We start from the raw sequence: 19,883 nt of genomic DNA, 5'->3' as shown, positions 1-19,883 counted from the left end.
GGGGAAACCGGTTATCCACAGAGACCCCGTAGCCCGGGGCGGGTGGGGGACAGCTGCCGCTACCTTTGCCGCCATGAATGCCACAGCCGCAACACTTGACCGCTTTGTTGTCCAGCCCGCCGCCGACCGCCCAGCCAGCGTCGATCTGGCGCCGATTCCGGGACGCAGCGCCGACGAGCGCCCGCGCCGCCAGCTCACCCGCGGGCAGGCCGAGGCGTTCGGTCCACTGGCCGGTTTTATCTCGGATGCAGAAATAACCGACCTGTTCGTGAACGCAATGGACGGGCTGTGGATTGACCGCGGTGCCGGAGCGGTGCGAGTGGAGGGCTGGCAGGCGCCGCACGAGCGAGCAATTCGCGAATTGGCGGTGCGGTTAGTGGCGCTGGGTGGGCGGCACCTGGACGACGCCAACCCGGCTGTCGACGTGCGGGTGGGAGACGGCATCCGCGTGCACGCCGTGCTGCCGCCGGTGTCGGTGCGTGGCACGCTGCTGTCGATCCGGGCGCCTGGTGCCACCCGTCCAGATCTGCAGCAGCTCATCCGCTCGGGATATTTTTACGAGGGCGCGGCTGAGATCGTGCAGCGGGCCGTTGCCGACCGGGCAAATATTCTCATCACCGGCGCCGGCGGTTCGGGTAAAACCACGCTGTTGGGCGCGGTGCTGGCATCGGCCCCGGCGAGTGAACGCATCGTGGTGATCGAAGATGTCGCCGAGCTGCGCATCAACCACCCGCATGTGGTGAGTCTTGAGGCTCGCCAGGCCAATATTGAGGGCGCGGGCGAGGTGACGCTGGCCAGACTGGTGCGGGAATCACTACGGATGCGCCCCGACCGGCTGGTACTGGGAGAGTGCCGCGGAGCTGAGCTGCGTGAACTATTGGCCGCGTTGAACACCGGTCACGATGGCGGTGCCGGCACCCTGCACGCCAACTCACTGGCGGATGTGCCGGCTCGGCTCGAGGCACTCGGCGCCCTGGCAAATATGTCGGCAACCGCGGTGGCACGGCAAACGGTTTCGGCAATCGACCTTGTGATGCACGTGGAGCGCCGCGACGGACTGCGGCAGCTGGTGGATATGGGCGAGTTTTGGGTCGACGATGCCGGGCGGCTGCGGATCACCAGCGTGCGCAGCGGCAGCAGGATGGAGCGGGGCTGATGGCGGTCGCGCGATACCCGGCCGAACAGGTGGCGGTGGTGGTTGAGCGGCTGGCGACGCTATTGGCCGGTGGCGGTCCACCGGCGGATGCGTGGGCGCGGCTCGCGGCGTTCACCGAACACGAGCCCGAATCGCGCCCGCGGCGTCGGCGAGCCGCAGCCACCGTACCGATGGAGCAGCGGCTCGCGCGGGCCGTGGCGCAGGGTGAAGATCCAGCGAGCTTTTTGCGACAGGACGACCACGAGGCGTGGCGCGCACTCGGTGCGCTATGGCAGCTCACCGAACGAACCGGTGCACCGCTGGGCGCATCGCTACGACAGCTGGCCGCAGGATTTCGCGACCTCGGTGCATCCGAGCGCGAAATCGCCGTTGCCCTGGCAGGACCAGCAGCTACCGCGCGGCTGGTGATGGTGCTGCCATTTATCGGGATCGCTCTCGGCGGCGTGCTGGGCTTTGACACCTTCGGCGTGCTTTTTGGCGGGATCGTCGGCTGGGTGCTGCTGGCGACAGGACTGCTGTTGCTGCTGGCGGCCTGGTGGTGGAACCGGGTGCTCGTGCGTCGAGCCTCGCGGCATCCACGCACCCCCGGCTTCGGCCTCGATCTTGTCGCAACCGGAATGAGCTCGGGAAACGATGCCCGGCAGGTGCTGACCGAAACGGCGCACACACTGCGAGATTTTCAATTGGAACGTTCGGGGCTTGAACGGGCACAGCCAATCATTGAACTCGCCGCAGCGGCCGGGGTCGCCGCAGGCGAACTGCTGCGCGGTGAAGCCGCGCTGGAGCGGCGGCAGGCACGCACCGAAGCCGCGCAATCGGCGGCGCGGCTGGGAACTGCGCTGATGCTGCCGCTTGGTGCCTGCATCCTGCCCGCATTTTTGGCGCTGGGAGTGGCGCCGGTGCTCATCGCGGTGCTGCAGCACTCGATGGCCAAATAACTGCTGACCAAAGTCGTGCCGTGTCGTGATTCAGAAAGGAACCAAATGAACACCCAAAACGAATTCGAAACCGGCAATGCCGAAAACACCACGCCCGCTGTCGCGCGTTTGCTGCGGCCGCTGCAACGACTGCAGTGCGAAGAAGACGGTGCCGCCACCGCCGAGTACGCGATCGTGATCACCGCCGCGGTGGCGCTTGCTTCGGTGCTGGTGCTCGTGGCGCAGTCGGAGCCGGTGAAACAAATCATCGAAGACCTGCTGATCGGAGCGTTCGGCGGTTAGGGGCTGTGTGCCAACACGACGCAAAACCGGCCAGATAAGGAGGTAGCGAGGTGGTGCGAGTGCGGCAGCGGCGGTGGTCAACGTCGGTTCGCTGGTGCGCGCGGCGGGATGCGTTGCGGCACCAGCGGGGGTCGGTTTCGGCCGAGTTCGCTGTGGCGATGCCGGCTGTCGCGCTCGTACTCACCCTCTGCGCCGGTGCGGTCGTGGCGGTGGCGACACAGGTGGCAGTGCAGGATGCAGCCGGGGAAGCTGCCCGGTTGGCAGCGCGCGGTGATGAACCCGCGCTCGCGGTCAACCAACTTGATGGCGGGGCACTGGATGTATGGGATAGTGGCGAGCTTCGCTGCGCCAGGGTCAGTGTGGCGGTCACGCTCGCGGGTATTCCCACTGCCGCGCGGGCGCAGGCACAATCGTGCGCGCTGCGCGATATCGAATAGGCGGCGCAAGATGAGCAGTGCAGATCATGCGTTCGGTGCGGGCAGGCGAGCGATGCAGCTGCGCCAGTGGTATCGAGCTGAGCACGGCAGCGGCACGGTGCTCGCGCTGGCGATTATTGGCGTGGTGGTGACGACCACCCTCAGTGCGGTGCTGGTCGGGCAGTCGCTGGTGTCACTGGCTCGTGCTCGAGTGGCGGCGGATGCGGCCGCGCTCGCGGCAGCCGATACCGTGTCGGGGCGAGTGCGGGGGCCTGACCCGTGTCAGCGGGCGGCGCAGGTGGCGCAGGCACATGACGTAGTGCTCGAAGACTGCGAGGCGGCCGCCGCCCGAACACGCGTGGTTGTGCGGGCGAATGACCCCCTGCTCGAGATCCGGATCGAATCGGTTGCGGGTCCGCCGCCTTAGGTCTGGCTCCAGTGTCGGGCCCAATTAATGCGCGCATCCCAAACCGCCTCGTTGCGATCGGGGGTAGCGGCCTCGCCGTCCAAAAAAGCGACCACGAGGTCGCCGCAGTGTCGGCCGTACTCATAGGGCATGAGATCAAATGCGGTGATGTGTGGTGATGAGAGCTCGGTGATGGGGTCGCCGGCGGTTGACACCAGCCAGGGTACGGATGAATCGGGCTCGCCAAGCTGCAGATAGAGATTGGCAATACCGGCCCAGCGCTCGCCGGTGGAAACCAAAAGATCCGGCTGCTCGCGGTCGATGAGCGACTTGATCGCCGCGGCCACCTCATTGGCGGGGGTTCCGATCGCCAGATCAACGTGCGCGAGCGGTATGCCGTGGGCGGTGCAGGCAGCCTCGAGGGTCGTGTGTACGTCTCGCTGCCAGGCGACTCCGGGTAGCGAGCTCGACGACAGTAGTGCGGCTTTGCGCGCCCCCGCGGCAATCGCCCGCTTGGCGATTTCGGCGGTGAGGGCGGCATAGTTCGTTGAAAGAACCTTTGTCGCCGGTGCATCCGGTGAGGGGATGCCGTCAACGGCAAAGATTGGGATGCCCGCCTTGGCAAGTTGGTCGGGCGTGCGAAGATCGCTGCTCCAGTCGACAACGATGGCTGCATCCACCAGCGTGAGTGGGTTGGCGCGTGAATGTTCGTGGTCGAGCAATACGTCATAGCCTTCGCGGGAAACAACCGAACTCAATCCGAATGCGAAGTTCATGTAGAACTGCAGGTCGGAAGTGTTGGCTGGTAGATGCAGGCTGAGGATGCCGGTGCGGCCTCGGCGCAGCGCGGCGGCCGAGCGGTTGTGGAGGTACCCGAGACGTGCGGCGGCCTCGTGTACACGCTTGCGAGTGGCCTCGGCAACCGATGGCTTATTGTTCAACGCGCTCGAAACGGTGCCCACAGATAGGCCGAGTTCTGCGGCCAGCTGTGGAATCGTCATCCGTGATTGCGGCATGGGGTCCATCTAATCAGGTGTCACCTTGACTGGCATATCGACACGTGGCAGCATGTTGAAACGTTTCAAATCTGTACAGGTTGCAAGGATGCGGAATGAGGTCAACGTTGACAAACACAGTGGAAACCACATCGGATCGGGCGATTATCTACCGCGCGGCTACGGTGCTGCACGACGGGTTGCAAGAAGCCACCGCGATGCTCGTACGCGACGGCCGAGTTGCCGAGGTGGGGGATGCGACAGCTCTGACTACGCAGCATGGCAACGCTCAGGTGGTCGATTTTGGTGACGCCACCATTACCCCGGGCCTGATTGACGGCCACATCCACGCCATCTGGGGTGTTGCTCTCGCGCGCGGCGCCAATCTCGCCAACTGCACCTCCCTCGACGAAGTGAAGGATGCACTCCGCGCCGAAGCTGAGCGGATCGGTGCAGATGAATGGGTGTTCGGCTACGGCTTTGAACCGCACCTGCTGGGCGATGCCCCGGTGACCAACGACTTCATCCACGACGCGGTCGGCGCTGAACGGCCCGCGTATATCACCATGTTTGATGCTCACTCGGCAATTCTTTCGGCCGCCGCGCTGACGCTCTGCGGTGTTACCGAGCCGGCCACATTTACTGACGGCGGCGGTTTCACCGAGCGTGCAGATGCGGAAGACAAGCAGCTGGCAGGCGTTGGCCGCCTCACCGGACACGTGCTCGAATGGGTGGCGCTCGACCGGGTGCAAAAGCACGTGCCGCGCATCCCGGTGGCCGAACAAGCTGACACTATCTATGGCAACCTGCTCGAAATGGCGCGCACGGGGCTGGTTGGCGGCTATGTGCCCGACAATCAGAATCCGGATGCGTTCGCGGTGCTCGAAGCTATCGAATCCGACCGGGAGCTGCCGTTGCGTTTGCGCATCTCGCCCTGGTGTACACCGGCTATGTCGGAAGCCGAGGTCGACGCCCTCGCAGATATGAAACAGCATCGCGGCCGGCGCTGGGAGGTGGAGGGCGTGAAGCTTTTCATCGATGGCACGATCGACGGCGGCACGGCCTGGCTCGAAGAACCGGATGCGTTCGGTGAGGGAACCCGCGGATTCTGGCACGACCCCGAACAGTATGCGCGCAACCTTCGTCGCCTCAACGAACTCGGCGTGCCAACCATCACTCACGCGATCGGTGACCGCGGGGTGCGTTTTGTGGCCGAGACCATCGCCAGCCTGCCCAATAACGGCACTCGCCACCGCATCGACCACCTCGAACTCGTGGCCGATGAGGTCATCGAATTTATTGGCGAACACGACATCAGCGTCTGTGTGCAGCCAAACCACTGCACGCTGTTCATGCACGGCGACGGCACCGACACCTGGTCGAAGCGCCTGGGTGAGCCCCGCAATAAGCAGGGCTGGAAGACCCGCAGCTACCTCGAACACGGAATCACCGAAGCGCTCGCGAGTGACTGGCCGGTGGCGCCGTTCGACCCGCGCTCGATCATCGCCGATGCTCAGCTGCGTCACCCGCATGACCGCAACACCCCGCCCATTCACCCTGAACAGGCACTCACCGCCAGCGAAGCATTGACGGGCTACACCGAATCAGTACCCGCATCGGTGGGGCGAAGCGGTGCCGCGCTGCGCGTTGGTGAACCGGCCGATTTTACTGTTTGGGCCCGCAACCCCCTCGAAACCCCCGCGTCCGAGCTGGCCGATGTTGCCATCGTGGCAACCGCCATCGACGGATCACTCGTATTCAACGATCACCGCTGATCGCTTTACACGAACGGAGAATCACAATGCCAACCCCTCAAGGAATTGCCTCGCCCCGACTGCAGCGCGTGCTGGGAGTGCCTTCGCTGCTGTTTTTCGGGCTCGCCTACATGGTGCCGCTCACGGTGTTCAGCACCTACGGCATCGTTACCGATGTGACCGGCGGGCACCTCGCCGGTGCCTATGTCATCACCACCATCGCAATGCTGTTTACGGCGCTCAGCTACGCGAGTATCGTGCGGGCCGAACCCACCGCCGGTAGCGCCTACGCCTACGCCAAAAAGGCCTTCGGCCCCGGCGTCGGTTTCACCACCGGTTGGGCGCTGATGATCGACTACGCGCTACTGCCGATGATCAACTACATGCTGCTCGGGCTCTATATCAACGCGCAGTTCCCGGCCATCCCGGCCTGGATTGTGATTCTGGCGGCAATCATCATCGTCACCGCGCTCAACCTTTTCGGTATCTCGGTGGTGAAAAACGCCAACGCATTCCTGGTGGTGTTCCAGCTCGTATTCGTCGTCGCATTCCTGGTGGCGGCGTTCGGCAAGATGCAGCCGGAGGTGGCCGTCACTGACCCGTTCTGGTCGGGAAACGCCAGCCTGGGCGGGCTGATGGCCGGTGCTTCAATTCTGGCGCTGTCGTTCCTCGGCTTTGACGCGGTTTCGGCGATGGCTGAAGAAGCGAAAGACCCGCGCCGCACCGTGCCGCGCGCGGTGGTGCTCACCGTGCTCGTGGGTGGTTTGCTGTTCACCGTGATCACCTGGGCGGGTCAGCGAGTGTGGCCCGACTTCACCACCTTCACGTCGCTCGACACCGCATCCCTCGAGCTCATCAGCCACCTCGGCGGTGCCTTCTTCGAGGCATTCTTCCTCTCGGCCTACCTCATTGGTGCTTCAGCGAGTGCGATGACCTCACAGGCCGCCACCGCGCGCGTGCTCTACTCGATGGGGCGCGATGAACTGCTGCCCAAACGGGTGTTCGGGGTGCTGAGCCCGCGGTTCAAGACCCCGCGCAACGCGATCCTCGTGATTGCCGGGATCTCGCTGTTTGCACTCGTAGCACCGCTGGAAATTATCATCTCGATCATTAGCTTTGGCGCGCTCGCGGCGTTCTCGATGGTGAACCTTGCGGTGATCAAATACTTCATCATCGACCAGCGCAAGCGTGAGCCGCTCCAACTGCTGCGCTACGGGCTGCTGCCGGGTATCGGTCTGGCGCTGTGCGTGTGGCTGTGGTTCTCGCTGCACTGGACCGCGCTCGCGGTGGGCCTTGGTTGGGTGCTCATCGGCATTGTTTACCTGGCCTTTATCAGTCGCGGGTTCTCGAAGATGCCCAAGACCGTGGTGATCAATCTGGACGACGTCGAGTAATTGATAGGGAGCGGATGCGGGGCTGCGGCCCCGTATCCGCGTTCTGTGCTCTGCTGCCTGTAGGATCCTGCATCCTGCATCCTGCATCCTGCATCCTGCATCCTGGTGTGCGGATTTTTGTTTCCTGAAATCAGAAAATTGGCTGCAATTTGCTGCTTTTCGGGTGTTCTGGCACCCAAAAACGCTGTTTTGCAGCCAGGAAACAATTCTCAGCTGCGAACTGATGTCAGGAAACAATTTTCTGAGGGGAAGGCGGGGCCGGCCGGGAAGGCGGGGCCGGCTGGGCAGGGGGGCTGGCCGGGAAGGCGGGGCCGGCTGGGCAGGGGGGGGCTGGCCGGGAAGGCGGGCCGGCCGGGACGCGGGCCTGGATGCGGGCGCGGAAGGCGAGCCGGAGCTCGGCTTCCTGCGGTTCGCCGATAGCGGATGCATGGCTTCCAGAGGGCGCAGCAATGCGCCGTGGTATAGATTGTCCGGACACGGGCCAATCTGAACTGTCTTCCAACGCGAATGAGGAATCTCAACCTTGACCGGCAAAAAACTAGTGATCGTTGAGTCACCCACCAAGGTGAAAAGCATCTCGAAGTACCTCGGCGACGAGTACGTTGTCATGGCTTCAGTAGGGCACATCCGCGACCTGATCGAGCCCAAAAACCTTCCGGCCGAGCAGAAAAAGGGTTCGCTCGGCAAGTTCTCGGTCGACGTTGAAAACGGTTTCGAGCCCTACTACGTCGTTGCCGACAACAAGAAAAAAACCGTTACCGAGCTGCGTAGCGCCCTCAAAACGGCCGACGAACTCATCCTCGCAACCGATGAAGACCGCGAGGGAGAGGCTATCGCCTGGCACCTGCTCGAAGTGCTCAAACCGAAAGTGCCGGTCAAGCGCATGGTGTTCCATGAGATCACCCGCGAAGCGATCGAGGCCGCTAAAGACCAGACCCGCGACATCGACGAACACCTGGTGGATGCACAAGAAACGCGCCGCATCCTCGACCGGCTTTATGGCTACGAAATTTCGCCGGTGCTGTGGCGCAAGGTTGGTTCGGGACTGTCGGCGGGCCGCGTGCAATCGGCCGCAACCCGGCTCATTGTGGAGCGTGAACGCGAACGGCTCGCGTTCGTGGCGGCCAGCTACTGGGGTGTTGAAGCCACTTTCAGCGCCAAAGACCAGCCTTTCGAGGTGCGGCTCACCAAACTTGCCGGTGAGCGCGTAGCCACCGGCCGCGATTTCAACGACCACGGTGAACTGACCTCGGATGCAACCGTGCTCGGTGAGACGACCGCGACCGCACTCTCGGATGCGCTCACCGCCGGCGGTATCGAAGTCACCGTCGCCTCGGTTGAATCAAAGCCCTACACCCGCCGACCCGCCGCACCGTTCACCACGTCGACACTGCAGCAGGAAGCATCCCGCAAACTGCGTTTTTCGGCGCGGCAAACCATGTCGGTGGCGCAGTCGCTGTATGAAAACGGGCACATCACCTATATGCGTACCGATTCGCCGAACCTTTCGCAGCAGGCGATTAATGCCGCCCGCGGGCAGGCTCGCGAGCTGTACGGAGCCGACTCGGTTCCCGAAAAACCCCGCTACTACGGCTCGAAGTCGAAAAACGCGCAGGAGGCGCACGAGGCGATCCGTCCCGCCGGTTCTGAATTCAAGCATCCCCGCGAATTGACCGGCGTTGATGACCGCGAACGCAAACTCTACGAGCTGATCTGGAAGCGCACCGTCGCTTCGCAGATGGCTGATGCCAAAGGTCACACCGCCACGGTCGTGCTCAACGGTGCGCCCGTCGAGCTGCCAGATGCGAACGGCACGTTCGCGTCGATGAGCACCGAATACCAGGCCTCGGGTACGGTCATCACCTTCCGCGGGTTCCTCGCCGCCTATGAAGAGGGTAGGGATGAACAGCGGTCCGATAGCGGTGCCAGTAAAGACTCGAAACTCCCACCGCTCGAGCAGGGCGAAACGGTTGCCGTGGCTGAAGCCGAGGCAAAACCTCACGAGACCACGCCACCGCCGCGCTACACCGAAGCGAGCCTGGTGAAGATGCTCGACGAGCTCGGTATCGGTCGCCCATCGACCTACGCGTCAATCATCGCCACCATCCAAGACCGCGGCTACGTCACGCATCGAGGCACGGCGCTTGTGCCCAGCTGGACCGCGTTCTCGGTGGTGCGGCTGCTCGAACAGCACTTCCACGAACTGGTCGAATACGACTTCACCGCGCAGATGGAAGCCGACCTCGACCACATCGCCGCCGGCGATCAAGACCGCGTGGCGTGGCTGCACGACTTCTACTTTGGTTCGGCAGATCACCCGGGCCTGCGCGGTGTGGTCGACAACCTCGGCGAGATCGATGCGCGCGCACTCAACTCAACAAAACTCACCGATACCGCGACCCTGCGCATCGGCCGATACGGCCCATATATCGAGGTGATCGACCCCGAGCATCCCGATGCCGACCCGCGTCGCGTGAACGTGCCCGAAGATCTCGCTCCCGACGAGCTCACCGCTGAAAAAGCGCAGGAGCTCATTGATGCGCCGGTGGCGGGCGATCGCGTGCTGGGTCAGGATCCCGAAACCGGTCACGATATTGTCGTGAAAGACGGCCGCTTCGGTCCGTATGTTTCGGAAGTACTTCCCGAACCCGAAGCCCCCGCCAAGGGCGAAAAACCCAAGCGCCGCAAGGCCGCACCCAAGCCGCGCACCGCATCCCTGTTCAAATCGATGTCACCCGACACCGTCACCTTCGAGCAGGCCATGCAGCTGCTGTCGCTGCCGCGCGTGGTGGGTGTGGATGAAGAATCAGGCAACGAAATCACGGCCCAGAACGGCCGCTACGGTGCCTATCTCAAAAAAGGCACCGACACCCGATCGCTGCCAGACGAAGAGTCGATTTTCACGATCGATCTTGCCGGGGCGCAGGAGCTGTTTGCACAGCCAAAATATGCGAACCGGCAGTCGAAGTCGGTGCTGCTCGACTTTGAAAAGCCCGACCCTGTTTCGGGTAAGGGCGTGAAGGTGAAAGATGGCCGCTGGGGCCCCTACATCACCGATGGCGAAACGAATGTGACGGTGCCGCGCGGCACCGATCCGGCCACACTCACCTTCGAGCGGGCGGTCGAGCTGATCGCCGAAAAACGGGCTAAGGGGCCGGCGAAAAAGCGCACCACCGCGCGGAAGACCACGGCCAAAAAGACCAGCACCGCGAAAAAGGCCACGGCAACCAAGAAAGCCAGCACTGCCAAGAAGGCCACGGCAGCCAAAAAGACCAGCACCGCGAAGTCTGGCGCCGAGGAGTAGCCAGTGAGCGCATCGACCAGCACGGGCCTGTTCATCACCTTTGAAGGCGGCGACGGCACCGGCAAATCGACACACGCGATCCGGGTCGTCGAATATCTCCGCGAACTCGGGCACGAAGTGCTACACACGCGCGAACCCGGCGGCACGGATGTGGGGCAGCAGATTCGCAACATCGTGCTGCACTACGACGGTGATATCGACCCGCGTGCCGAAGCACTGCTGTTCGCGGCCGACCGCGCCCACCACATCGCCACCGTCGTGCGCCCAGCGCTGACCGCCGGCAAGACCGTCATCCAAGACCGCTATATCGATTCATCCGTCGCCTACCAGGGTTCGGGACGTGACCTCGGCGCGGATGAAGTGCGCGAACTGTCACTGTGGGGCACGCGCGGGCTGCTGCCCGACCTCGTGGTGCTGCTCGACCTCGACCCCGACATTGCACAGCAGCGGATGCGGACGGTGCGCGACGGCCTTGACCGGCTCGAACGAGAGGCGAGCGACTACCATCGTCGCGTCCGCGAACAGTTTTTGCGGCAGGCCGAGGCCGACCCCGAACGGTACGCCGTGGTGGATGCAAACCGTCCCCACGAACAGGTTGCCGACGAAATTCGCGCCCGTATCGACAAACTATTGGCAGCGCGGGCACAGTAATGACCAGCGCCAGCAGCACCGGTGGGGGAGTGTGGGCCGAAATCTTCGGCCAAACCCGCAGCGTCGAAACCCTTAAACGCGCGGTGGCAGCAGCGCATCCCGATGCCGAACACCGCGAGTGGTTCACCAATTCGTGGCTCATCACCGGCCCACCGGGATCGGGACGTTCCAATTGCGCCTACGCGTTCGCGGCAGCACTGCTGTGCCCCGATAACGGCTGCGGCACCTGCCCGAGCTGTCGGCAGGTGGCTGCCCGCACGCATCCCGATCTCACCGCGGTGGCGACCGAAACCGCCATCATCAATATTGGCACCGCCCGCAGCCTCGTCGAACGCGCCTGGCTCGCCCCAACCGTGATCGACTACCGAGTGATCGTGGTGGAAGACGCCGACCGCATGGTTCAACGCACCTCGAACACCCTGCTAAAAGCTATCGAAGAACCAGCATCAACCACCGTGTGGGTGATGTGCGCTCCCAGCAGAGCCGACCTTTTGCCGACAATTCGCTCGCGAGTGCGCGAGGTGTCGCTCACCACGCCCAGCCCCGAAGAGGTGGCGCAGCTGCTGGTGTCGAGGCACGGCGGCAGCCCCGAACGGGCACTGCGCGCTGCGGAAGAAGCACAGAGCCACGTCGGCATGGCATCGCGGCTCGTGACAACACCCGAAGCCTGGTCGCGACGAGATCGCGCACTGCAGGGCGTGCTGACACTATCGGGCGTGGGGGATGCGGTACGCAAAGCAGCTGACTGGGTGGCGATTGCTGAAGAAGACGGCAAAGCCGCCGCCGCAGACCGCGACGCGAAAGAACGCGCCGAAACCTTCCGCGCCCTGGGACTTGAACCGGATGCGACGATCCCGCGCCAGCTGCGTGGCATCTTCCGCGAACTCGAAACTCACCAAAAGCGTCGAGCCAAACGCGCCACGCTCGACGGTGTTGACCGTATCCTCACCGATGTGTCATCGCTGTGGCGCGACGTGCTGGTGACCGCCCTAGGTACATCCCAGCGACTGATCAACGAACGCCGCCGCCCCGAAATCGAAAGTGTTGCCGCATCCAGCAGCCCGGCACACATTCTCGCTAATATCGAGGCCGTTGCTGTCGCACGGCAGCGACTCGCCGCCAACGTGCCGCCGGCACTGGCGCTGGAAGAATTGCTCGTAGGAACGGTGATCGGGCACCAGGCCACAGGCAAAACCACAAGCTAATCCAACACATCGCGACTGACGAAGAACCGAGGACCTGCCAGTGAACCGACGAAGCGCACAACGCCTGCTTGCCGCCACCACTGCCGCTGTGGCCGCGATCTCACTGAGCGGATGCACGCTCATCCAGACGCTGCAAAACGGCGGTGGCCAGGTCGATCCGGCCGAAATCATCGACGCCGACCTCGCACCCGAGCTGCGGGAGTATTACGCGCAGGAACTCGAGTGGGGCCCGTGCCCCGATGATTCGGGAGCAGACAAAAAGGCCGAATGTGCAACCGCGCTCGCCCCGATGGACTGGGACAACCCCGATCAGGGCGAACCCGTTGAACTCGCGCTTGTTCGACAGCCCGCAACCGGCGACAACCCGCAGGGTTCGCTGTTTTCGAACCCCGGCGGCCCAGGCGCCAGCGGCTTCGACTTCGTGGCGCAGTCATACGGGTTCTTCTCGTCTGACCTGCGCGAAAACTTCGACCTCGTGGGCTGGGACCCGCGCGGTGTCGGTCGATCATCCGCGGTGCAGTGCCGCGACGACGCCGGGATGGACGAGTACTTCTACGGGGTGCCTGATAACTACGCGCAGATGACCCCCGAACAGCAACTTGAATGGACCGTGGCGAAATCACAGCGCTTTGGCGCCGACTGCATGGCCGGCACCGGTGAGCTGCTTGGCTATGTCGACACGAACTCAACCGTGCACGACCTCGACCTGCTGCGCGCACTCGTTGGTGACCCAAAACTGTTCTACTTCGGGCTGTCGTACGGCACCGATATTGGCGCCAAATACATCGACCAGTTCCCCGAACGAGTGGGCCGAGTGGTGCTCGACGGTGCCACCGACCCTACGGTGCCCGGCTTTGAAGTGGTGATCGACCAGCAAGAAAAATTTGCCGATTCGGTGCGCAGCTACCTGCAAGACTGCATCGAAGGACCCGAGTGCCCGTTCCAGGCGAGCACGGTTGAAGAGGCTGAAAAAGAGCTGCGGCAGATCGCCGAGGATGCCGACGAGACGCTCATGAAAAATGCCGACGGGCGAGTCTTTACCTCGAGCGTGCTGCAAATGGCCGTGATCGCCGCGATGTACGACCAGTCGACGTGGCAGTATTTGACGATTGCTTTTGACCAGTATCTCAACGCGAACGATCCTTCGACGCTGTTCTTGCTTGCCGACTCGTACTACGGCCGTGACCCGCAGGGCCACTACGACTCGAACATGTTCCAGGCTTTCACCGCCATCAACTGCCTCGACTACCCGCGCGAAACCGACCCCGCCAAGATTAAGGCGTTTAACCAACGGTTGAACCAGGTGTCGATCTTCCCCAGCGCGAGCACTCCCGAAGAGATGGAGATTGGTGACCTCGCCTGTGAAAACTGGCCGGTTGACACGAAGGTCGACAAGCTTGAGCCGGTGACTGGGGCGGGTGCCGACCCGGTGCTGGTGGTTGCCACCACGAATGACCCGGCGACCCCATTGAAGTGGGCGCGTGCGGTGGCCGAACAGCTCGAGTCGGCGCAGCTGCTCGAGTACGAAGGTGAGGGGCACATCGCCTACGACGAGCAAGATCAGTGTGTCAACAGCTACGTCGACAACTACCTGATCACCGGCGAGCTGGAGGATGCTGGCGAGACGAAGCACTGCTAGTTGCTAGGTGCCTGGTTTTGCACCAGGTTGTGCCTGCGGGGTGTCCGGCCTTGGGTCGGGCACCCCGTTCTTGTTGTGTTGCCTGCTTTCGCATCCCGGCCTTGAAGATTTTTGTTTCCTGGCTGCATCCCAGAGCTGAATTTTGTTTCCTGGCTGCAAAACCGGGGTTTTAGGCCGGTTTTGGGCTCAAAACACCGGTTTTGCAGCCAAAATTCTGATCGCAGGAAACAAAAATCTGCAGCAAGTGATCTGCAGCAAGTGATTTGCAGGGGATGCAGTGCAGGGGCGGATACGGCGCGTGGCGGTGCGGGGCGGCCCGGTCGGATACAGCGTTGGATGCAGCTCTGGGGGCAGCTAGGGACGCGAGGGAGGGGGCACGGGATGCGTCGGTGGGCTGGCGGTGAGGATCTGCGGTCGAAACGAGTCGCCCTCCGGAGCGCAGTGGGGTAAGCTTGGCTGGTCGCCCTCGTGCGGCAGGCCACCTTAGCTCAGTCGGCAGAGCGATTCACTCGTAATGAATAGGTCGCGGGTTCGATTCCCGCAGGTGGCTCAGATACGTCGACGGCGCAGTTATTGCACTCCGCTCGAGTTCTCGTCCGAAAGCGTTCTCTGAGCTGGTCATTGTTACCTGATTTCGTGCAGGCAGTGAGTGCAGCGGAAGATTTCCGTTCCAGGATGCATCCACACGCATCCTGCCCACAAAATCTTCCGCTGAACTCATCCTGATCCCGCAGTAATCGCACTCGGTCAGCTGGCGCAGCTACCCCAACGCCCTGAGGCACGACAGCTACTGAACGAGCTCACGACGCCGTTGCGAGCTGGCAAGCAGGTAGTACACGACCGCTGTCACGACGAACCCGGTGAGCCAGGCAATGTCAATTCCCTGCACGAACGAGGCGAGCGGCCCGGTGAAAAGCGGAGTAATCATGAACGGAATCTGCGCCACAATTCCAATTGCGTAGCACCAAAGCCCCACCGCGTTCCAGCGACCATAACGCCCACCGTCCTTGCGGAACATGTCATCCAGCGAGTAGTCACCGTGCCGCAGGGCGAAATAGTCAACGAGGTTGATGGCCGACCACGGAATCAGAACGTAGAGCAGCAGCGTCAGGAAGCTCTCGAAGTTCGCCATGAAATCACCCTGTCCAATGACAGCAATTATCGTGGCGATCGAACCCGAGATTACGGTAGTCCAGATGCGGACTCGGCTCGAAATGACGATGCCGAAATTCGATTGCATCACTGTCAACGCATTCATGACTGCCGAATAGAGCTCGACGCCGTTGATCAATGCAGAACTCACGGCAAAAATGAGGAGCACTATCAACCCAAATGTGCCCAAGTGTTCGCCGAGGGCAGCCAACGGATTTGACGCGTTGGCAGCGCCGAGTAGCACTCCGAGCATCATCACGAATACTGAGCTACCAACCAGGCCGATGTAGGTGGTCCAAAACGCGGTCTTTGGTCCGGTTTCTCGCGGGAGATAGCGAGTGTAATCCGACACATACGGAGCGTAAGCGAGCTGCCAGACAACACCGATGGCGAGCATCGCAAAGAACCCCTCGATGTTGAAGGCTGCATCTGCACGTACCGTGGTGATTTCCGACTTCGTCCACAGCAAGAACATGGATGCAGCAACGGCAATACCGATCAGTATTGAGAGCCACACCATCGTACTGCGAAGCAATTCGTATCCGTAAACACACAGTCCGATACCGAGGGCGGCGAATACCAGAATCACTACTGTCCCGTTTAATTCGGGGAATACTGCGAGCAGCGAGTCTTTAGCCACGATGAGGATGCTCGCAAAGAACCCCATAAACATGATGAAGGCAATGAGCGCGAACAGACTCGCACCGAGATACCCGAACTGGGCGCGAGCCTGCAGCATTTGTGGAACACCGAGATTGGGGCCCTGCGAGGCGTGCAGTGCCGCACCAAATGCGCCCACCACGTTACCGATGAGAATCGCGACAATACTCCAGCCGATCGGGAGCCCATAGGTGCCGCTCGCGACCGCGCCGGTTACGACCGCGAGCGGCATCATATTGAGCCCCACCCAGATCGCTATTTGTGACCAGGGATTTCCGGTTCGTTCGGTTTCTGGAATGGGCAAAATATGTTGCTGCTCAAAGCGCAGAAATGATGTTGTGACTGTGGGAGGCTCTCGACGCATTGGTGCACTCCTTTGTGCTCAGCCTGCAATATGGAGACCTCATATTGAGGCCTACAGGGTTTTGGGTTGTTAACTAGCGGCTGAGTTGCGCGCTATCGGCTGCGATTGTGAATGCCTTATCAAGCAGGCCTGCGATCTCGTCAATATCTTCGCGGGTGGACACGAGGGGCGGTGAGAGCTGCACGAGCGGATTCCCCTCGGCATCAATTGCCACCCGGCAAAGCAACCCAACCTCGTCCAGCGCAGGGTTGAGATGATTGTTGACAAAATCACCGGCGCTTACTCTCTCACTGTCCCAACGCCGGCTGTCATGGTTTGTTGACAACTCAAATGAGCGGTGAAGCCCATCACCACGATGATCGCCAACGATGTTCGAGTGGCGCTGCGCAACACGGTCAAGAGCTTCAGCAAAATACGGCGCGACGTCGGCCACATGCTCGACAACACCGAGGCGCTCCATGATTTCGAGATTCTTCAATGCTGCAGCACATGCGGCGGGGTGTCCGCTATAAGTGAGTGCGTGGTTAAACATTCCGACCGGGCCGTCAAGCACCGTCTCGATGATGTGGTCGCTCGCCACGAAGCCACCGAGGGGTACGTGAGCGGACGCAATTCCTTTCGCGAACGTGATGATGTCGGGCTGGAAACCGTAGTGGATTGAACCGAACCAGGAACCGAGCCGGCCAAACCCGGTGATCACCTCATCCGCAATGAACAAGATGCCGTATTTGTCACACAGCGCGCGCACCCTGGGGAAATAATCCGCAGTCGGTGGTGTGAGACTACCGCCGGCATTCTGCAGCGGCTCCATAAAGATTCCGGCAATCGTGTCTGGGCCCTCCTGAATAATCAACGACTCGAGTTCGTTGAGCAGGAAATCGGTGGTCTGTTGCGGAGTTTCGTTACGGGGACGACGGTAACGCTTGGTGTTGTGCGTGTGGCGCACCCCGTACATGAGTGGCTCGAACATTTTGCGCACATCCGTCATACCGTTCAGCGACATGGCCCCGAAACTGGTGCCGTGATAAGCGACGCGGCGAGCAATGAACTTCATCCGCGCACCCTCACCGCGGGTCACATGGTATTGGCGAGCCAGTTTGATCGCCGCCTCATTTGATTCACCACCGCCTGAAGCGAAAAAAACTCGATTCAGGTCCCCCGGGGCGAGCTGCGCAATTTTTTGTGCGAGCAGTGCGGCGGCAGGATGCGCCATACTCCAAGTGGTCTGGTAGGGGAGTTCAGCGAGCTGGTCGCGTACGGCTTGGCCGATTTCCGCGCCGTGGGAGTAACCGAGCTGCACGCAAAAAAGCCCTGCCAGCCCATCCACATAGCGCTTTCCGGTGTCGGTGAAGAGCGAAATGTGTTCGCCGCGAACGAAGACCGGAAGTTCCGCATCCCGATATTTATCGGCAGGAGTGAAATTCATCACCAGGTGACGTTTCGCCACATCGGTGAGCTGCGCCGTTGCAGCTGGATCGGCCGCGGTGTCGAAGTTCGTCGTCATTTCCTGTTGGAGCACCATGATCTATTTCTCTTTCTGTATGAACCTGCGTGAGTGAACGGATGCGCTGCGCAGCGACGAATTCAGCCCCACTGCATCCATGTGGTCTTTAAGTCGGTGTAGTTTTCGAGCGCGTGAATCGACAGGTCGCGTCCGAACCCCGACTGTTTAAACCCGCCAAAGGGGGTGGTGAAACCAAGCGCATCAACCGTGTTGACCGAAACCGTGCCGGCCACGAGGCGCTCAGACACTCGGTGCGCGCGCGATAGGCTCCCGGTCCACACGGATGCAGCCAGGCCATACTCAGTTTCATTTGCGCGTGTGATGGCTTCTTCTTCGTCGTCGAATGCATCGATAACGACTACCGGGCCGAAGATTTCGCGCGTGTGCAGCTCATGATCGGCGGGAACGCCGGTGATGATCGTTGGCTCGATGAACGCACGCGAACCGTTGATCTCGGGTCGCGACCCGCCACAGACGACCGTGCCTGTTTCGCGGGCCCGCTCGATAGTGTCCCAAACCGCATCCGCGTGCTGCGTTGAAACCAGCGACCCGATACCCGTATTCGGATCGAGTGGATCACCGGGTGCATATGCCTTAGCTGCCGCTACATAATACTCAAGGAACTCGTCGAGCACGCTGCGTTCGACCAGCACTCGAGAATTAGCCGAGCACACTTCACCCTGGTTGTAAAAGCTGCCGAAAGCTGCCTTCTGTGCAGCGAGTTCGAGATCTTCGCAATCGGCAAAAATCAGGTTGGCGCTCTTACCTCCAGCCTCGAGCGCGAGGCGTTTCATATTGGAGCGACCGGCATATTCTTGCAGCCGCTTGGCCGTCTCGGTCGACCCGGTAAAAGCGATCATGTCGATGTCTTCATGGAGGCCAAGCGCGGCGCCGGTGACAGATCCGGGGCCGGTGACGACATTGAAAACCCCCGGGGGGATGCCCGCCTCGACGGCCAGCTCGGCAAGACGCAGTGTTGAGTGTGGTGCCTCGACGGGCGGCTTCACGACCACCGAGTTGCCCGTGGCCAGCGCGGGCGCGATCTTCCAGGTGGCGATTTCAAGCGGATAGTTCCAGGGAACGATGATGCCGATGACGCCGAGCGGTTCGCGGGTGACAAGTGCGGTTGATCCCGGTGGCGTAACCGGAATGCGGTCTTCAAGTTTTTCGATGGCTTCGGCATAGAAGCGCATCAGTGCCGCCGATCCCGGCGCGTCAATACTGATTGCCTCACGGATTGGTTTACCCATATCAAGCGAATCGGCGAGCGCCAGCTCTTCTGTGTGTTGTTCCATCAGCTTCGCGAGCTCAAGAAGTCGTTCGCGTCGGAATCCGGCACCGGCCCTCGACCATTCGCCCGAGTTGTAGGCCTGTCGGGCTGAGGCGACCGCAGCGTCGACATCGCTGGGTTCGCAGTGATGCAGCTGTGACAGTTGTTCGCCGGTGGCCGGGTTGGTGGTGTTGATTGTTTTGCCAGAAGAGGCGTTGACACGCTCGCCGTGCCAGAAGGGCCGCCCGTCGAAGCGGATGGATTGTGCCGCGGATTTCCAGTATTCGTAGTCCTTCACCACGTGGCATCTCCTTCAGGGTTGTGCTGCCGGTGTAGCTGTGCACCGGGTCGGCGGTGTTTTGGGTCGACCGACTCGTGAGATGCAGCGGTGTACCTCAGGTCGGCTTCGGTCATGTTCGAATTGGAGCTCTTCGTTGAGCTGTCGCTTTTGACGAGGTGTGACCCAGTATTGAGGGCCTGAGGCCATCTGTAAAATAGTAAAAAGTGGATCGCACGATCACTCTTATTGATCTTGTTGCGATTGTCCTGGTGGATTGTGATGTCGAGGCCGTGCCCAGTCTGCTCGCTGGGCGGCCTTGTGTGTGGTTTAGCGGGATCTGTGTGTGTTCTGCCACATACAAATCCCGCTAAGGCACACACAAAGGCGCTGGTTCGCGGTGAAGGACGCGGAGAGTGGCGGAGCTGCGGCGAGGGATGCGGCGGCGTAGCGCTCGGTGCCACTGCTATGCAGCTTGCAGCCGTGCGGCTGTACTCTGGCACCCAGCCATCCACG

General features: G+C 61.8%; 15 protein-coding genes and 1 tRNA gene. 12 read left to right on the top strand and 4 right to left on the bottom strand.

Annotation, left to right across the window (positions count from 1 at the left end):
• Positions 1-73: 73 nt before the first annotated feature.
• Genes PV375_RS06915 through PV375_RS06895 form a run of 5 tightly spaced genes read left to right on the top strand, consistent with a single transcriptional unit; the run spans position 74 to position 3,219 of the window.
• Positions 74-1,156, top strand: a complete 1,083-nt coding sequence (locus PV375_RS06915; RefSeq protein ID WP_332106692.1) for a TadA family conjugal transfer-associated ATPase — start codon at positions 74-76, stop codon at positions 1,154-1,156.
• Positions 1,156-2,094 carry a type II secretion system F family protein gene (locus tag PV375_RS06910; RefSeq protein ID WP_332106691.1) on the top strand — a complete coding sequence of 313 codons (939 nt, stop codon included), beginning with the start codon at positions 1,156-1,158 and terminating at the stop codon, positions 2,092-2,094. The genes PV375_RS06915 and PV375_RS06910 overlap by 1 nt, the downstream gene beginning before the upstream one ends.
• 45 nt (positions 2,095-2,139) lie before the next feature.
• Positions 2,140-2,376 (top strand): DUF4244 domain-containing protein, encoded by a 237-nt coding sequence (locus PV375_RS06905; protein ID WP_332106690.1) that lies wholly within the window; start codon positions 2,140-2,142, stop codon positions 2,374-2,376.
• Positions 2,377-2,435: 59 nt separating this feature from the next.
• Positions 2,436-2,813 (top strand): TadE family type IV pilus minor pilin, encoded by a 378-nt coding sequence (locus tag PV375_RS06900; RefSeq protein ID WP_332106689.1) that lies wholly within the window; start codon positions 2,436-2,438, stop codon positions 2,811-2,813.
• Between the two features lie 10 nt (positions 2,814-2,823).
• Positions 2,824-3,219, top strand: coding sequence for an Rv3654c family TadE-like protein (locus PV375_RS06895; RefSeq protein ID WP_332106688.1), 396 nt, complete (start codon positions 2,824-2,826; stop codon positions 3,217-3,219).
• Here PV375_RS06895 and PV375_RS06890 read toward each other — a convergent pair.
• Entirely contained in the window at positions 3,216-4,214 is a 999-nt protein-coding gene (locus PV375_RS06890) for a LacI family DNA-binding transcriptional regulator (protein ID WP_332106687.1), read from the bottom strand. The two genes, PV375_RS06895 and PV375_RS06890, sit on opposite strands and share 4 nt — an antisense overlap.
• Positions 4,215-4,321: 107 nt before the next feature.
• On the opposite strand from PV375_RS06890, the gene PV375_RS06885 reads away from it, so the two are divergent.
• The 7 genes from PV375_RS06885 (at position 4,322) to PV375_RS06855 (ending at position 14,690) form a co-directional block, all read left to right on the top strand.
• Positions 4,322-5,968 carry an amidohydrolase gene (locus PV375_RS06885; protein WP_332106686.1) on the top strand — a complete coding sequence of 549 codons (1,647 nt, stop codon included), beginning with the start codon at positions 4,322-4,324 and terminating at the stop codon, positions 5,966-5,968.
• A gap of 26 nt (positions 5,969-5,994) precedes the next feature.
• Complete coding sequence (locus tag PV375_RS06880) at positions 5,995-7,341, top strand: APC family permease (RefSeq protein WP_332106685.1); 1,347 nt, start codon at positions 5,995-5,997, stop codon at positions 7,339-7,341.
• Positions 7,342-7,864: 523 nt separating this feature from the next.
• Positions 7,865-10,645 carry a type I DNA topoisomerase gene (gene topA / locus PV375_RS06875; protein WP_332106684.1) on the top strand — a complete coding sequence of 927 codons (2,781 nt, stop codon included), beginning with the start codon at positions 7,865-7,867 and terminating at the stop codon, positions 10,643-10,645.
• A gap of 3 nt (positions 10,646-10,648) precedes the next feature.
• Positions 10,649-11,296 carry a dTMP kinase gene (gene tmk, locus PV375_RS06870; protein WP_332106683.1) on the top strand — a complete coding sequence of 216 codons (648 nt, stop codon included), beginning with the start codon at positions 10,649-10,651 and terminating at the stop codon, positions 11,294-11,296.
• On the top strand, positions 11,296-12,501 hold the full coding sequence (locus PV375_RS06865; protein WP_332106682.1) for a DNA polymerase III subunit delta': 1,206 nt from the start codon (positions 11,296-11,298) through the stop codon (positions 12,499-12,501). The genes tmk and PV375_RS06865 overlap by 1 nt, the downstream gene beginning before the upstream one ends.
• A 40-nt stretch (positions 12,502-12,541) precedes the next feature.
• Positions 12,542-14,140: an alpha/beta hydrolase gene (locus tag PV375_RS06860; protein WP_332106681.1), complete on the top strand. Its 1,599-nt coding sequence runs from the start codon at positions 12,542-12,544 to the stop codon at positions 14,138-14,140.
• Between the two features lie 477 nt (positions 14,141-14,617).
• Positions 14,618-14,690, top strand: a tRNA-Thr gene (locus PV375_RS06855).
• A gap of 237 nt (positions 14,691-14,927) precedes the next feature.
• Here PV375_RS06855 and PV375_RS06850 read toward each other — a convergent pair.
• From PV375_RS06850 to PV375_RS06840, 3 genes are all read right to left on the bottom strand, one after another.
• Positions 14,928-16,316, bottom strand: a complete 1,389-nt coding sequence (locus PV375_RS06850) for a purine-cytosine permease family protein (RefSeq protein WP_332106680.1) — start codon at positions 16,314-16,316, stop codon at positions 14,928-14,930.
• Between the two features lie 73 nt (positions 16,317-16,389).
• Positions 16,390-17,838: an aspartate aminotransferase family protein gene (locus PV375_RS06845; RefSeq protein WP_332106679.1), complete on the bottom strand. Its 1,449-nt coding sequence runs from the start codon at positions 17,836-17,838 to the stop codon at positions 16,390-16,392.
• A gap of 62 nt (positions 17,839-17,900) precedes the next feature.
• Complete coding sequence (locus PV375_RS06840) at positions 17,901-19,391, bottom strand: aldehyde dehydrogenase (RefSeq protein ID WP_332106677.1); 1,491 nt, start codon at positions 19,389-19,391, stop codon at positions 17,901-17,903.
• Between the last annotated feature and the right edge of the window lie 492 nt (positions 19,392-19,883).

Source organism: Gulosibacter sp. GYB002 (genome assembly GCF_036577665.1).
GTDB lineage: Bacteria > Actinomycetota > Actinomycetes > Actinomycetales > Microbacteriaceae > Gulosibacter > Gulosibacter hominis.
This window is presented reverse-complemented; position numbering and strand designations above follow the sequence as displayed.